Here is a 14,453-nt window from a genome sequence, read left to right as displayed (position 1 = left end):
GTTTGGAGATTTGGATATGACGAATATTGCCTTCATCGGCCTCGGCATCATGGGGAGCCCGATGGCTGTGCACCTGGCCAACGCCGGTCACAGCGTTGTCGGCCTCGACCGCAGCGCCGAGCGCGCAAGGCCGCTCGTCGAGGCCGGCGGTCGCGCCGCGACCTCGCTTGCCGACGCCGTCAAGGGCGCCGACGTGATCTGCGTGATGGTGCCGGACTCGCCCGACGTCGAGGAGGTGCTCGCCGCGGAGGGCGGCGTCTTCCAGCTCGCCGAGACCGGCTCGCTGATCATCGACTTCTCCAGCATCCGCCCCGACGTCACCCAGCAGCTCGCCGAACAGGCTCGGGCCCTGGGCTTCCGGATCCTGGACGCCCCGGTCTCCGGCGGCGAGGCAGGAGCCAAGAATGCCGCGCTCTCGATCATGGTCGGCGGCAACGCCGACGACTTCGAGACCGCCAAGCCGATCTTCGACGTGGTCGGCAAGACCGTCGTCCACGTCGGCCCGAGCGGCTCCGGCCAGACCGTCAAGGCGGCCAACCAGCTCATCGTCGCCGCCAACATCCAGGCGGTCGCCGAGGCGGTCGTCTTCCTCGAGGCGTACGGCGTCGACACCAAGGCAGCACTTGACGTGCTCGGTGGCGGCCTGGCCGGCTCGGCGGTGCTGAACCAGAAGAAGGAGAACATGCTGTCGCGCTCCTTCCAGCCCGGCTTCCGGATCGACCTGCACCACAAGGACATGGGCATCGTCACCGCGGCCGCACGCGAGGCCGGGGTCGTCGTACCGCTCGGCTCGCTGGTGGCTCAACTGGTGGCTTCGGCCCGCGTGAACGGCGACGGTGGCCTCGACCACTCGTCTCTGCTGCGCGGCGTGGAGCGCCTGTCCGGAAAGGCGTCGGGCTGATGGCACGCATGCGCGCGGTCGATGCCGCCGTACTGATCCTGGAGAAGGAGGGCGCCACGCAGACGTTCGGTCTGCCCGGCGCCGCGATCAACCCCTTCTACAGCGCGATGAAGAAGCACGGCGGGATCAAGCACGTGCTGGCCCGCCACGTCGAGGGCGCCTCGCACATGGCCGAGGGCTACACCCGGGCGCGGGCCGGCAACATCGGGATCTGCGTCGGTACGTCGGGACCCGCCGGCACCGACATGATCACCGGGCTGTACTCGGCATCCGCGGACTCGATCCCGATCCTGTGCATCACCGGGCAGGCGCCGGTGGCCAAGCTGCACAAGGAGGACTTCCAGGCCGTCGACATCTCCTCGATCGCCAAGCCGGTCGCGAAGTGGGCTGTCACGGTGATGGAGGCGGCCCAGGTGCCGGGCACGTTCCAGAAGGCCTTCCAGCTGATGCGTTCCGACCGTCCTGGGCCGGTGCTGATCGACCTGCCGCTCGACGTCCAGCTGACGGAGATCGACTTCGACATCGACACCTACGAGCCGCTGCCGGTGGCCCGTCCCGCCGCGACGAAGGCACAGGCGGAAAAGGTGCTCTCGCTTTTGAGCGGTGCTCACAGGCCGCTGATCGTGGCCGGTGGCGGGATCGTCAACGCCGACGCGGCCGAGCTGCTGGTCGAGTTCGCCGAGCTCACCGGCATCCCCGTCGTACCGACGCTGATGGGCTGGGGAACGATCCCGGACGACCACCGCCTGATGGCCGGCATGGTGGGTCTGCAGACCTCGCACCGGTACGGCAACGCGACCCTGCTGGCGTCTGACCTGGTGCTCGGCATCGGCAACCGCTGGGCCAACCGCCACACGGGTTCGGTCGCGACGTACACCGAGGGCAGGAAGTTCATCCACGTCGACATCGAGCCGACCCAGATCGGCCGGGTGTTCGCGCCGGACTACGGCATCGTCTCCGACGCTCGCGCCGCCCTCGAGGTCTTCGTCGAGGTCGCGCGCGAATGGGCCGCCGCCGGCCGGCTGACCGATCGTTCTGCCTGGGCAGCCGAGTGCCGAGAGCGTCGTACGACATTGCAGCGCAAGACGCACTTCGACAACGTGCCGATCAAGCCGCAGCGCGTGTACGAGGAGATGAACCGGGCTTTCGGACCCGACACCCGCTACGTCAGCACCATCGGGTTGTCGCAGATCCAGGCCGCGCAGATGCTGCACGTCTACCGGCCGCGGCACTGGATCAACGCCGGTCAGGCCGGACCGCTCGGCTGGACCATCCCGGCCACGCTGGGAGTCGCGGTTGCGGACCCGGACGCGACCGTCGTGGCGCTGTCGGGCGACTACGACTTCCAGTTCCTGATCGAGGAACTCGCGGTCGGGGCTCAGTTCAACATCCCGTACGTGCACGTGGTCGTGAACAACTCGTACCTCGGGCTGATCAGGCAGGCGCAGCGCGGTTTCGACATGGACTTCTGCGTGCAGCTGTCGTTCGAGAACATCAACAGTCCCGAGGTCAACGGGTACGGCGTCGACCACGTCAAGGTCGCGGAAGGCCTTGGCTGCAAGGCGATCCGGGTGTCCGAGCCCGACGACATCCTGCCGGCGCTCGAACAGGCCAAGAAGCTGATGGTCGAACACCAGGTCCCGGTCATCGTCGAAATCATCCTGGAACGCGTCACCAACGTCTCCATGGGCCTCGAAATCGACAACGTCACCGAATTCGAGGACCTGGCCGAACGCCCCGAGGACGCCCCCACCGCAGTCGCCCTGCTCGGCTGATGCGTCCCGCTGACCTTCTGGCGCCGACGGCGTCTGCACGCCAACGCCCCCGGGTGGTTGTTGCCTCTGACAAGTTCAAAGGCACGCTCACCAGCGCCGAGGTCGCGGCCGCGGTGACTTCCGGCGTACGACGAGTTCACCCGGACGCGATCGTGGACGCAGTACCAGTGGCCGACGGCGGCGACGGCACCCTCGCCGCCGCCGTCGCCGCGGGCTTCGACCTGGTCCCGGTGACGGTCAGCGGTCCCACCGGCGAGCCGGTGCGAAGTGGGTTCGCCCGGCGCGGCGAGGTCGCTGTCGTCGAGCTGGCCGACGCCTCCGGGCTGATCCGACTGCCCGGTGGAATCCCCGCCCCGATGACCGCGACCTCGTACGGAACCGGCGAGCTGATAGCCGCGGCGATCGACGCCGGCTGCACCCGCGTAATCCTCGGCGTCGGCGGCAGCGCCTCCACCGAAGGCGGCGCCGGACTCGTCCGCGCGCTAGGCGCCAGGCTGTACGACGCCAACGGCGCGGAGCTGACCGAAGGCGGCGCTGCCTTGAGCGCGCTGGCGACCGTCGAGCTGACAGAGCTCACCGAGCGACTTGCTGGCGTCGAGGTCGTCGTCGCCTGTGACGTAGACAACCCCCTGACCGGCCCGTCCGGCGCAGCGGCAACGTATGGACCGCAGAAGGGCGCCAGTCCTGCGCAGGTGGAGGAACTGGACACCGCCCTCACCAACTGGGCAGACCTGGTGGCCCGCGCCCGCCGTGAACCCGCAGGAGCAGCAGCCGATCTCCGGCACGCGCCAGGCGCCGGTGCGGCGGGTGGAGTGGGCTTCGCCGCCCTCGCGCTGCTCGGCGCTCAGCTGCGCCCTGGAATCGAGCTTGTGCTCGACCTGGTCGGCTTCCACCAGCAGCTCGCCGGTGCGGACCTCGTCGTGACCGGTGAGGGCGCGCTCGACGAGCAGACTTTGCATGGCAAGGCGGTCGCCGGGGTGGCCGCTGCGGCTGCAGAGGCCGGGATCCCGGTGGTCGCTGTCTGCGGCACCAACCGGTTGGATGTTGCGCGACTCGAGCAGGCTGGTGTTCTCGCGGCGTACGCGCTGACTGACCTCGAGCCCGACGTACGTCGATGTATCGCCGACCCCGTCCCATTGCTCCGGCAACTTGGTGAACAGCTAGCGGCCGACCACCTGCCCCGATCTACGATGACAACAACCGAGAGGGGCGCCGTATGACAACGCTGGACCTCGTCATCAGGGCTCGCCGAGTGGTGAGCACCGCCGGTGAGGTGCCCCGCGCTGTGGGCGTGCGGGACGGCCGGATCGTGACGGTTGCGCCGTACGACGCAGAGCTCGTCAGCAGCGACGAAATCGTGCTGACCGACGACGAAGTGCTGATGCCCGGCCTGGTCGACTCGCATGTCCACGTCAACGACCCGGGGCGCACCGAATGGGAAGGCTTCACCAGTGCGACTCGAGCGGCGGCGGCCGGTGGTGTCACCACGATCATCGACATGCCGCTCAACAGCATCCCGCCGACCTGCGACGTACCGGCGCTCGACCTCAAGCGGAAGACCGCGATCAGCCAGGCGTACGTCGACGTCGGCTTCTGGGGCGGTGCGATCCCCGGCAACCTGAGCCAGCTGCGACCGCTGCACGACGCCGGCGTCTTCGGCTTCAAGTGCTTCCTGCTGCACTCCGGCGTCGACGAGTTCCCGCCACTCGGCCAAACCGAGCTCGAACCTGTCATGCAGGAGATCGCGAGCTTCGACGGCCTCCTGATCGTGCACGCCGAGGACGCCCACGGCATCGACAGCGCGCCGCCTCCACAGGGACCGAGCTACCAGGCCTTTGTGGAATCCCGCCCTCGCGATGCGGAAAACAAAGCCGTTGCCGACGTCATCGAGCTCGCCCGCCGGACCGGCTGCCGCGTCCACATCCTGCACGTGTCGAGTTCCGACGTACTCCCGATCCTCGCCGAGGCGCGGCGGGACGGCGTCCGGATCACCGCGGAGACCTGTCCGCACTACCTGACGTTCAGCGCCGAGGAGATCCCCGACGGCGCGACCCAGTACAAATGCTGCCCACCCATCCGCGATGCGGAAAACCGCGAGCAGCTCTGGGACGGCCTCCGCGACGGCGTGATCGACCTGGTCGTCTCCGACCACTCGCCATCCACGGTCGACCTCAAACGCCTCGACACCGGTGACTTCGGCGCGGCCTGGGGCGGCATCGCGTCGCTCCAACTCGGCCTGCCCGCGGTCTGGACCGGCGCGCGCCGCCGCGGCTTCACCCTGTCCGACGTCGCCCGCTGGATGTGCCAGGCCCCGGCCTGGCAGACCGCCCTTCAGCACAAAGGCCGCATCGAGCTCGGGTACGACGCGGACTTCTCCATCTTCGCACCGGACGAGACCTTCGTGGTCGACGTCAACACCCTGCATCACAAGAACGCGCTCACACCGTACGACGGACGGCAGCTCGACGGCGTCGTACGACGCACCTGGCTGCGTGGCGAGCCAGTCGATGCCAACCCACGCGGACGGCTGCTCACAGGAGGACAAGCATGACGCGCTATTACGCGCCGACCGGCGGGCTGCCCGCGCAGACCGACCTCACCACCGATCGTGCCGTCTTCACCGAGGCGTACGCCGTACTCCCGCGCGGCACCATGCGCGACATCGTCACCAGTCGGCTGCCGTTCTGGGAAGACACCCGGCTGTGGGTGATCGCCCGGCCGCTCTCCGGCTTCGCCGAGACGTTCTCGCAGTACATCGTCGAGGTCGCACCCGGCGGCGGTAGCGACAAGCCCGAGACCGACCCCGGCGCCGAGGCTGTGCTATTTGTTGTCGAAGGCAACGTTACGTTGACTGTGAGCGGGGAGAAGCACGATCTCGGGGCCGGCGGGTATGCGTTCCTGCCGCCGTCCGCCGACTGGACCTTGCACAACACCAGCGAACAGGTCGCCCGGTTCCACCTGATCCGGAAGGCATACGAGCGGGTCGAGGGCATCGACGTCCCCGAACCCTTCGTCACGAACGAGGTCGACGTCGAGGGTGTCGAGATGCCGGGCACTTCCGGTAAGTGGAAAACGCAGCGATTCGTCGACCCCGACGACGTGCGCCATGACATGCACGTCAACATCGTCAGCTTCGAGCCCGGCGGGGTGATCCCGTTCCCCGAGACTCACGTGATGGAGCACGGCCTCTACGTCCTCGAAGGCAAGGCGGTCTACCTCCTGAACAAGGACTGGGTCGAGGTCCAGGAGGGCGACTTCATGTGGCTCCGCGCCTTCTGCCCCCAAGCCTGCTACGCCGGCGGCCCCGGCCCCTTCCGCTACCTCCTGTACAAGGACGTCAACCGCCATCCCAAACTGTCCATCTAACACATACATGCCGGCGACTCACCGAACGGCGGCGCTCGTACGTCAAAGGCTGATCGTCACCGGGCGGTCGGGTGGGGTGAGGGGGTCCGTGGTTAGGCGGGCGTGGCGCTCGACGTCGTGGCGGGTGCCGTCGTAGGTGAGGCGTTGGCGTTCGAGGCCTTCGTAGAGGAAGCCGGCGCTGGCGGCGACGCCGCAGGAGGCGGGGTTGTTGATGCGGTGGCCGAGCTCCAGCCGGTAGAGCCCGGCTTCGTGGTGCGCCCAGTCGGTGAGCGCGCGGAGTGCGTCCCGTGCGACGCCTTGGCCGCGGACCTCGGCGAGCGTCCAGTACCACGTCCAGCCGACCTGATGGCGGTCGATGTTCGTCACCGCGACACATCCGATCGGGTGGTCGTCTGCATCGGCCACGGCGTACACGTGCCCGTTGTCGAGATCCGCTACCCGGCCGATCCACGCGACCGCTGACGCCCGGTCGACGATGCCGCCCTGGTTCGCCATCTCGGGATCCTGGTGCGCCGCCGTCAACCGCAGCGCGTCAGCCGTTCGCCACCGCCGAAGTTCCAGCCGCCCGAGCGCGTATTCCATCCATCGAATCTACCGCCGCCCCACCGAACGCAACTCCCCCTGCGGCGTGCCCGTTTTCCGTACGACGTACGACGTACGCCGTACGCCGTACGAGCGCAGGCGACATCGACCGGCCCGACCAGACCGGCGGCCTTGGGAGAGGATAAGACGCATGGGATATCTGGATTTCAGGGATCAGGTTGTGGTGGTCACCGGGGCCAGCAGTGGGATCGGGGCCGCGGCGGCGGTCGGGTTCGCGGAGACGGGTGCCACGCTCGCGCTGCATTACCACCAGAACGAGGAGGGCGCGAAGCACACCCTCGGAGCAGTGCAGACGGCCGGTGGGTCGGGGTCGGTGCATCAGGCGGATCTCGCCGATCCCGCCTCGGCCGGGAAGCTCATCGACGACGTCCTGGCCAAGCACGGGCGGATCGACGTACTGGTGAACAACGCCGGTGATCTGATCAACCGCTCGCCGGTCACCGACGTACCAGACGAGGAGTTCCACCGGATCCTGGACGTGAACCTGACCTCGGTGTTCGCGCTCAGCCGCCGGATCGTGCCGGTGTTCCGCGCGCAGGGCGGCGGCAACATCATCAACGTGACCTCGATCGCCGGGCGGCACGGCGGTGGCGGCGGGTCGGTCGTGTACGCGACCAGCAAGGGCGCGGTCAGCACCTTCACCCGCGGCCTGGCAAAGGAGCTCGCGCCGGAAGGCATCCGGGTCAACGCGATCTCACCCGGTGTGATCAAGACGCCGTTCCACGAGCGGCACACCGGTGACGAGCAGATGACCGGGATGATCGCGACCATCCCGATGGGCCGCACCGGCACGCCGCACGAGTGCGTCGGCACCATCCTGTTCCTCGCCTCCGACCGGATGAGCTCCTATGTCACCGGGCAGATCATCGAGGTCAACGGCGGCCAGTTGATGCCGTAAGCAACTGATGCTGGCTGGAAAGCGCTTGTATCGCAGGCGTCCACCTCGGATGGCGGGCTATTTCCCCGATAGCGCCCAATAACGGGCCATCCATTACATAACCCGCTACCCAGCGGGCCGGAACAGGGCGTTGTGGTCCAGCTCCTCACCGGTCGGCCGATACCCCAGCTCATCCAGTACGGCGTGCAGTCGCGCGCTCAGGTCCGCCCGCTTGTCCTCCACGAGCAGTGCGCGCGGCTGCAGTCGTGTCAGCGTGTGAGCGGCTCCGGACAGTGCTGCGATCTCACCACCCTCTATGTCGAGCTTGACGACGTCCAGCCGATCCAGACCGTTCTCCCTGGCCCAGTCGTCGAGCCGGAGCACTGGCACCTCCTGCACCACGTCACCGTCGCCGTAGAGCGAGCGCACACCAGCGTCAGCAACGTCGTACCGGCTATCAGCCCGCAGAGCCGCGTGCTGCCTCCGCTCACCCAACGCCGCCGGCACGACCTCTACCTGCAGCCCGTTGCGCTCTGCAGCCGTAGTCAGCTTCGCCAGGCAGTCCGCAGCCGGCTCGAACGCGATTACCCGCCCACCACCCAGCTCCTGCAGCCGCTTAGCCACAGTCAGCGCATGCACCCCGATGTTGGCTCCCACATCGAGTACGACGTCCCCTCGCTGGAGCTCGCCACGTAAGAATCGCTGGACAGCAGGCTCATACCGCCCGGCGTAGTACAGCACCGCCTGCAAGTTGTCCCGCAGGTCCAGCTCGAGTTGCACTCCTTGCCGCCGTACGACGACCTGTGTCGCCCACCCCGGCGACACCTTCACCAGGCCGGGGTTGGCCATAGCCAGGCGAGGCGAGATCCGCAGGGCTATCCGGCGCACGCCACGATCAGTCAGTCCCTCGACGGCTCCGACACCCCGTGCCACTCGTCGGGCCGCGGATGCTCCGGCAAAGCGCTCAGCCAGATAGGCAAGCCGCCAAGCAGCTCGCCACCCGAATCCGTCGCGCACGTCCACCTACACCCCTTACCCATCCCGCCCAACCCGATTCACGCGGGTTGGGCGGGAAAGGTTCAGCGGGAGAGGGTACGGAACCGGTGAGCGGACAGCGGGAGGAAGATCGCGATCAGCAGCAGAGGCGCGAGGACGGCCGCTACCTCGGCGTGCGTCCCGATCCAGGTTGCTGAGGCCGAGGGATCGGGGTTGCCGAAGAGCGTCCGGGACGCGGTGGCCGTCGCCGACAGCGGGTTCCACTGGGCGATCGTGCCCAGCCAGTCCGGCATGGTGGAGGTGGCGACGAAAGCGCTGGAGAAGAAGCCGACCGGCCACACCAGCACCTGCACCATCGTCACGCTCTGCGCGTTCTTCACCGTCAGCCCGATGAAGATCCCCACCCACAGCAACGCGAACCTCAGCAGCAACAGCAACCCGAACGCCGCCAGCGCCGCCGGCAACCCCTCATGCCACCGCCACCCGAGCGCCAACCCGGCCGCGACCAGCACGATCAGTGTCACCGCCGAGTCGAGCATGTCCGCGATACACCGCCCGAGTACGACGGCCGCCGAGCTCATCGGCAACGACCTGAACCGATCCGTTACGCCCTTGGACTTGTCCTCGGTCACTGCCGTCATGGTGCCTTCGAGCCCGAACAGCATCCCCAACGCGAAGATGCCCGGCACGAGCAGTTCGTAGTACGAGTCGCCGTCCGGGAACTCCATCGCGCCGCCGAGCAGCCCGCCGAACATCAGCAGCATCAGCACCGGGAAGAACCAGTTGAACAGCACCATCCCCGGCTGCATCCGCCAGTGCACCAGCGTCCGGCGCGCGATCGTCCAACTGTCTGCCAGCGCCCAACCGAAGGCCGTCACGCTGCGGCTCCAGTCAGGTGGAGGAACACTTCGTCCAGCGTCGGTCTGCGCAACGTGATGTCCTCCGGATCGATCTTTGCCTCATGCAACGAATTCGCCATCGTCACCAGTGCTCTGGTGCGATCCTTCACCGGCACGCTGATCCGTACTTCGTTCACCCGGATCTCACCGTCTGCAAGGGGTTCCGCCAGCTGGATGACCCGGGCAACATCCGCCGGATCCGCGAGTACCAGATCCAGCCAGTCGGACCCGAGTTGGGTCTTGAGTTCATCAGGAGTGCCCTCGGCAACGACTTTCCCTGCCTTGAGCATCGAAATCCGGTTCGCCAGCTGATCCGCCTCCTCCAGGTATTGCGTGGTCAGCAGCACCGTCGTCCCGCCGTCGACCAGTTGCCGTACGGCGGACCACACCTCCAGCCGGCCGGCCGGGTCCAGCCCGGTGGTCGGCTCGTCGACGAACAACACCTTCGGCGCCACGATCAGACTCGCGGCCAGGTCTAGTCGCCGGCGCATCCCGCCGGAGTATTTCCCGACCGGCTGGCCGGCGGCGTCGGTCAGGCTGAATCGCTCCAGCAGATCGTCAGCCCGACGTACCGCGGCCGCGTGGCCGAGGTGGTTGAGCCGGCCGAACATGACCAGGTTCTGCCGTCCGGTGAGGATCTCGTCGACCGCTGCGTGCTGGCCGACGAGCCCGATCCGGCGACGTACCTCCGCACCCTGGCGACGTACGTCGTACCCCGCGATTGTCGCCGTACCAGAATCCAGCTCGAGCAGTGTGGACAGGATCCGCACCGCCGTTGTCTTGCCGGCGCCGTTCGGGCCGAGCAGGCCTGTCACAGTGCCGGCCGTGACCTCCAGGTCGAAACCGTTCAGACCTGCCCCCTCAGTGCCGCCCTTGTAGTTCTTCCGTACGCCGACGGCCTCGATCACGCGTTCCGTAGTCACTTCCCACCTCTCACCGGTTGAACCGTAGAGTGTACCGTACACTGTACGACTCGGGTACGATCAAGGCAACGACGACCGGTTGGAGCTTGTCCCTTGAGTCCGAAGAAGACGGCCGCGCCCGATCCGGCGCGCAGTCTGGCGCTGCTGTGGGGCAGTCACACGAAGGCAGGCCGGTCCGGCCTGACGGTGCGTTCGATCGTCGGCACCGCGATCGAGCTGGCCGACGCGAACGGCCTCGAGGCGGTGTCGATGCGGATGGTCGCCGAGCAGCTGAAGGTCGGCACCATGTCGCTCTACACGCACGTACCCGGCAAAGGCGAGCTGACGGACCTGATGTTCGACCGGGTGTACGGCGACCTGTACGCCGACGTCGACGAGCCGGCCAGGCAATCAGGAGGCTGGCGCGGCGCGCTGGAATTCATTGCTCAGCGCAACTGGGATGTGCTGGTGAAGCATCCGTGGATCCACGAGGTCCCGACCATGCGGAACGCGCTCGGCCCCAACATCACCCTGAAGTACGAAGCCGAGCTCCGCCCCTTGGACGGTCTGGGCCTCACCGACGTCGAGATGGACTCGGCCCTCACCCTCGTCCTCACCCACGTCCACGGCACCGCCCGCGCCGGCGCCGAACAACTCCGCACCCAGCGCGAGACCGGCCTCTCCGACCAGGAATGGTGGCGCGAAATCTCCCCCACCCTCACCCACGTCATGTCCGGCGCCGCCAACCGCTTCCCAGTCGCCGGCCGCGTCGGCACCTCAGTAGGCGAACACTTCCAATCCATCATCGACCCGGCGCACGCGCTGCAGTTCGGCCTGGCCCGCATCCTCGACGGTATCGCTCTGCTGATCGCCGAGCGTTAGCTGTTGAGGAGGTCTTCGAAGGGGGTGGGGTTTTCGTAGGGGTCGGTCTGGTGGGCTGGCTCATGGTTGAGGGCGGCTACCAGTTCGGTGGCGGCTTGGGTTATGCGGGTGCGCAGGTTGGTGGCGCCGGTGCCCCAGTCGGTGGAGGCGGCGTAGACGCCGGTGGCGACCGGGAGGGCCTTCAGGTAGGCGAACAGAGGGCGGAGGGCGAAGTCGAGCACCAGGGAGTGGCGTTCGGTGCCGCCGGTCGCGCCCAGGAGGACCGGCTTGCCGGCCAGGGCCTTGTCGTCGAGTACGTCGAAGAACATCTTGAAGAGTCCGCTGTACGACGCGCTGAAGGTCGGCGTGACGGCGATCAGGGCATCAGCCGCGGCGACCGTGTCGAGCACCTCTCGCAACTCGGTGGAAGGGAAGCCGGTGAGCAGGTTGTTCGTCAGGTCGTGCGCGTGGTCGCGCACCTCGATGACCTCGATCCGGGCCTCGACCCCGCGACCGGACAGCTCGTCGCGAACGGCGGCAGCCAGCTGGTCGGCGAGCAGCCGGGACGACGAGGGTGTCGTCAGCCCGGCCGTCACCACGGCAATCACACGTTCGGTCATACCGACGGCTCCTCGATCGTCTCCAGGTCGTGCGCCCGTTCGGCCGCGGCCTTCAGCGACGCGTGCGTCGGCGCGTCCGGCACATGCGCCGGCCGCTTCGCCGCGAACTCCTTCCGCAGTACCGGAACAACCTCCGACCCGAGAATGTCCAGCTGCTCCAGCACCGTCTTCAACGGCAGGCCCGCGTGGTCCATCAGGAACAACTGCCGCTGGTAGTCACCGAAGTGCTCCCGGAACGACAACGTCCGCTCGATCACCTGCTGCGGACTCCCGACCGTCAGCGGCGTCTCCCGGCTGAAGTCCTCCAGCGACGGCCCGTGCCCATACACCGGCGCGTTGTCGAAGTACGGCCTGAACTCCCGTACGGCGTCCTGCGAGTTCTTGCGCATGAACACCTGACCGCCGACTCCCACGATCGCCTGATCCGCGGCGCCGTGACCGTAATGCTCGAAGCGGGTCCGGTAGAGCTCGATCATCCGCTTGGTGTGCGTCACCGGCCAGAAGATGTTGTTGTGGAAGAACCCGTCACCGTAGTACGCGGCCTGCTCGGCGATCTCCGGCGAACGGATCGACCCGTGCCAGACGAACGGCGGTACGCCGTCGAGCGGCCGGGGTGTCGACGTGAACCCCTGTAGCGGCGTACGGAACTTGCCCTCCCAGTCGACCACGTCCTCGCGCCACAACCGGCGCAGCAGTGCGTAGTTCTCGACTGCCAGCGCGATGCCGTTGCGGATGTCCTGGCCGAACCACGGGTAGACCGGGCCGGTGTTGCCGCGACCCATCATCAGGTCGACCCGTCCGTCGGACAGGTGCTGCAGCATCGCGTAGTCCTCGGCGATCTTCACCGGGTCGTTGGTGGTGATCAGCGTGGTCGCGGTGGACAGGATGAGCTTCGACGTCTTCGCGGCGATGAACCCGAGCTGCGTGGTCGGCGACGACGGGACGAACGGCGGGTTGTGGTGCTCACCCTGCGCGAACACGTCCAGCCCGACCTCTTCCGCCTTCAGCGCGATCGCGACCATCGCCTTGATCCGCTCGGCCTCACTCACGGTCCGGCCGGTCGTCGGGTCCTCGGTCACGTCACCGACGGTGAACACACCGAACTGCATCTGTCCTCCTCAACTGGGTAGTTCACGATTAAACTACCAATGCCCACCTCAACGCCAATCCCCGCCGCGTCATTCCATCCTGCCCGAGCACCACATCCGCCCGCCTGGCTTCCGCATTACGCTAGAGCGCTTCCGCGAGCAGGGCTTCCTCGAGTACGGCCGACGCCTCCCGCGGAGGACTTCCGCGATACGGATGCATGCTTCCGCGAGTACGGCGGGGTGCTGGGGCGGGTCAGATTCCGGCGTACGCGAGGTGTGGTTGGGCCTCGCGGGCGGTGATGCGCCACGCCTGCTTGCGGAAGATGAGGACGACGCCGGCCAGGGCGGCGCTGCTGAGGACGCCGGCGGCGACGATCAGGGGGATGTTGTCGGTGAGGCCGCCGGTGACGGCCAGCGCCAGGCCGATGGCGACGAAGCATGCGGCGAGTGTGTACGCCAACGGCTTGCGCTCCCAGATCCATCGACCGCCTTGCTCGACCTCGGCGGACATTCCGTTGGCAAAGGCCTGAAGCTCGCCGTCCCAGGGAGCGAGGTCGCGGATGCGCGCGGCCGCGTCCCGGCACAGGTCGCGTTGCCGTTGGCTGGCGATCACCCGCACCTGATAGACGGTCGTCGCGAGCGACTCCTCGGTCATCCGCCGGAGAGCCCAGGCCAGTTGCGTCCGGAGCTCGTTGTCGTCCGGTCGCGCGAGTAGTTCCTGATGCAGCCGCTGGACCGCGGCCGCCGAATCCTCGTGCTCAACCATTCACGTCCCCACTCGTGAGCAACCCGCCGTCGCAACCAGTGTGCCCGCGGATGCTCCAGGTAGCCTAGCCTTCAGGCGATCTCGAGGCTCTGGGGGAGCGATGAGTGGCGTGAGTTCCGGCAAGTTGGCCGTGATCGCACTCGCAGCGAACCTGACGGCCTGCGCACTCGTCGGTACGACGTTGCTGGTCGCACGCTCCTCGGACGGTGAAGCGACCGCGGCCCCGCCAACTTCTTCAACCCCGGCCAGCACAACCCCATCGACCACCCCGACCGTTGAGCCGTCGGAGCCGACCACCCCCACATCGTCGCCCTCGCCGACCACGCCGTCCCCCACCAAACCCGGCGTACCGGCGGGCTTCCAGCCAGCCTCGGCGCCGGGCGGTCTCACGACATTGATCCCATCCGGATGGCCGGCCAAGCCCCAGGCGAACCGAAGCACCGCCATGCAGGCAACCAATCCAGCACAACCGACAAGCTTCCTCCGGTACGGCGGTTCCGCCTCGCCACCCGGTTCTCTACTCGCAATCCAGACGCAAGGCGAGCGAGGCTTCGCCGGCAAGTACCCCGGTTACCAACGCCTGGCCCTCACACCCGGCAAGTGGCGCGGCCACGAATCAGTCACCTGGGAGTTCGAGTTCAACACCGCCGCCGGCCGCAAGCACGTCAACTCCATCTACTGGCGCGTCGGCCGAGTCGACTACGTCCTCTACGCCTCATCGCTGGTCACGAACTGGCCCACAATGAAGGCGATCTACACGACCGCCCTCGGTGCGACCAAGCCCTGACCAGCGAAGGGC

The 14,453-nt window shown here is 67.6% G+C and carries 15 protein-coding genes; 8 read left to right on the top strand and 7 right to left on the bottom strand.

Annotation, left to right across the window (positions count from 1 at the left end):
- The first annotated feature begins 16 nt into the window (after positions 1-16).
- From EV646_RS17145 to EV646_RS17125, 5 genes are read left to right on the top strand one after another with little or no spacing between them, the layout of a single operon-like run.
- On the top strand, positions 17-901 hold the full coding sequence (locus EV646_RS17145) for a 2-hydroxy-3-oxopropionate reductase (protein WP_132149587.1): 885 nt from the start codon (positions 17-19) through the stop codon (positions 899-901).
- Positions 901-2,676: a glyoxylate carboligase gene (gcl, locus tag EV646_RS17140; RefSeq protein ID WP_132149585.1), complete on the top strand. Its 1,776-nt coding sequence runs from the start codon at positions 901-903 to the stop codon at positions 2,674-2,676. The genes EV646_RS17145 and gcl overlap by 1 nt, the downstream gene beginning before the upstream one ends.
- Before the next feature lie 53 nt (positions 2,677-2,729).
- Positions 2,730-3,896 carry a glycerate kinase gene (locus tag EV646_RS17135; RefSeq protein ID WP_241996089.1) on the top strand — a complete coding sequence of 389 codons (1,167 nt, stop codon included), beginning with the start codon at positions 2,730-2,732 and terminating at the stop codon, positions 3,894-3,896.
- Complete coding sequence (allB, locus tag EV646_RS17130) at positions 3,893-5,227, top strand: allantoinase AllB (RefSeq protein WP_132149581.1); 1,335 nt, start codon at positions 3,893-3,895, stop codon at positions 5,225-5,227. Before EV646_RS17135 ends, allB begins: the two co-directional genes overlap by 4 nt.
- Positions 5,224-6,042, top strand: a complete 819-nt coding sequence (locus tag EV646_RS17125) for a bifunctional allantoicase/(S)-ureidoglycine aminohydrolase (RefSeq protein WP_132149579.1) — start codon at positions 5,224-5,226, stop codon at positions 6,040-6,042. The genes allB and EV646_RS17125 overlap by 4 nt, the downstream gene beginning before the upstream one ends.
- A 42-nt stretch (positions 6,043-6,084) precedes the next feature.
- Here EV646_RS17125 and EV646_RS17120 read toward each other — a convergent pair whose 3' ends face one another.
- The gene (locus tag EV646_RS17120; RefSeq protein ID WP_132149577.1) at positions 6,085-6,624 is read right to left on the bottom strand and encodes a GNAT family N-acetyltransferase; all 540 of its coding nucleotides are present in this window, start codon (positions 6,622-6,624) and stop codon (positions 6,085-6,087) included.
- Between the two features lie 151 nt (positions 6,625-6,775).
- On the opposite strand from EV646_RS17120, the gene EV646_RS17115 reads away from it, so the two are divergent.
- Positions 6,776-7,543, top strand: coding sequence for an SDR family NAD(P)-dependent oxidoreductase (locus EV646_RS17115; RefSeq protein WP_132149575.1), 768 nt, complete (start codon positions 6,776-6,778; stop codon positions 7,541-7,543).
- A 105-nt stretch (positions 7,544-7,648) separates the two neighbouring features.
- On the opposite strand, the gene EV646_RS17110 is transcribed toward EV646_RS17115, so the two are convergent.
- The 3 genes from EV646_RS17110 to EV646_RS17100 are packed head-to-tail and all read right to left on the bottom strand — an operon-like array spanning position 7,649 to position 10,340.
- Complete coding sequence (locus tag EV646_RS17110; protein WP_132149573.1) at positions 7,649-8,545, bottom strand: FkbM family methyltransferase; 897 nt, start codon at positions 8,543-8,545, stop codon at positions 7,649-7,651.
- Positions 8,546-8,601: 56 nt separating this feature from the next.
- A complete protein-coding gene (locus EV646_RS17105) occupies positions 8,602-9,396 on the bottom strand; it encodes an ABC transporter permease (protein WP_132149571.1) in 795 nt (264 codons plus the stop codon).
- A complete protein-coding gene (locus EV646_RS17100) occupies positions 9,393-10,340 on the bottom strand; it encodes an ATP-binding cassette domain-containing protein (protein WP_199237015.1) in 948 nt (315 codons plus the stop codon). Before EV646_RS17100 ends, EV646_RS17105 begins: the two co-directional genes overlap by 4 nt.
- 93 nt (positions 10,341-10,433) lie before the next feature.
- Here EV646_RS17100 and EV646_RS17095 point away from each other — a divergent pair, with 93 nt between their 5' ends.
- The gene (locus EV646_RS17095; protein WP_132149569.1) at positions 10,434-11,201 is read left to right on the top strand and encodes a TetR/AcrR family transcriptional regulator; all 768 of its coding nucleotides are present in this window, start codon (positions 10,434-10,436) and stop codon (positions 11,199-11,201) included.
- On the opposite strand, the gene EV646_RS17090 is transcribed toward EV646_RS17095, so the two are convergent.
- The 3 genes from EV646_RS17090 to EV646_RS17080 all read right to left on the bottom strand — a co-directional run bounded on the left by EV646_RS17090 (position 11,198) and on the right by EV646_RS17080 (position 13,654).
- A complete protein-coding gene (locus EV646_RS17090; RefSeq protein WP_132149567.1) occupies positions 11,198-11,800 on the bottom strand; it encodes an FMN reductase in 603 nt (200 codons plus the stop codon). The two genes, EV646_RS17095 and EV646_RS17090, sit on opposite strands and share 4 nt — an antisense overlap.
- Positions 11,797-12,909, bottom strand: a complete 1,113-nt coding sequence (locus EV646_RS17085; RefSeq protein ID WP_132149565.1) for an LLM class flavin-dependent oxidoreductase — start codon at positions 12,907-12,909, stop codon at positions 11,797-11,799. The genes EV646_RS17090 and EV646_RS17085 overlap by 4 nt, the downstream gene beginning before the upstream one ends.
- Positions 12,910-13,141: 232 nt before the next feature.
- Complete coding sequence (locus EV646_RS17080; protein ID WP_132149563.1) at positions 13,142-13,654, bottom strand: hypothetical protein; 513 nt, start codon at positions 13,652-13,654, stop codon at positions 13,142-13,144.
- Between the two features lie 100 nt (positions 13,655-13,754).
- On the opposite strand from EV646_RS17080, the gene EV646_RS17075 reads away from it, so the two are divergent.
- The gene (locus EV646_RS17075) at positions 13,755-14,441 is read left to right on the top strand and encodes a hypothetical protein (RefSeq protein ID WP_132149561.1); all 687 of its coding nucleotides are present in this window, start codon (positions 13,755-13,757) and stop codon (positions 14,439-14,441) included.
- The last annotated feature ends 12 nt before the right edge of the window (positions 14,442-14,453 follow it).

It is taken from the genome of Kribbella antiqua (genome assembly GCF_004345665.1).
GTDB classification, from domain to species: Bacteria; Actinomycetota; Actinomycetes; order Propionibacteriales; family Kribbellaceae; genus Kribbella; species Kribbella antiqua.
Note: the sequence above shows the minus strand (reverse complement) of the source record. Positions and strands in the feature narration are given on the sequence as shown.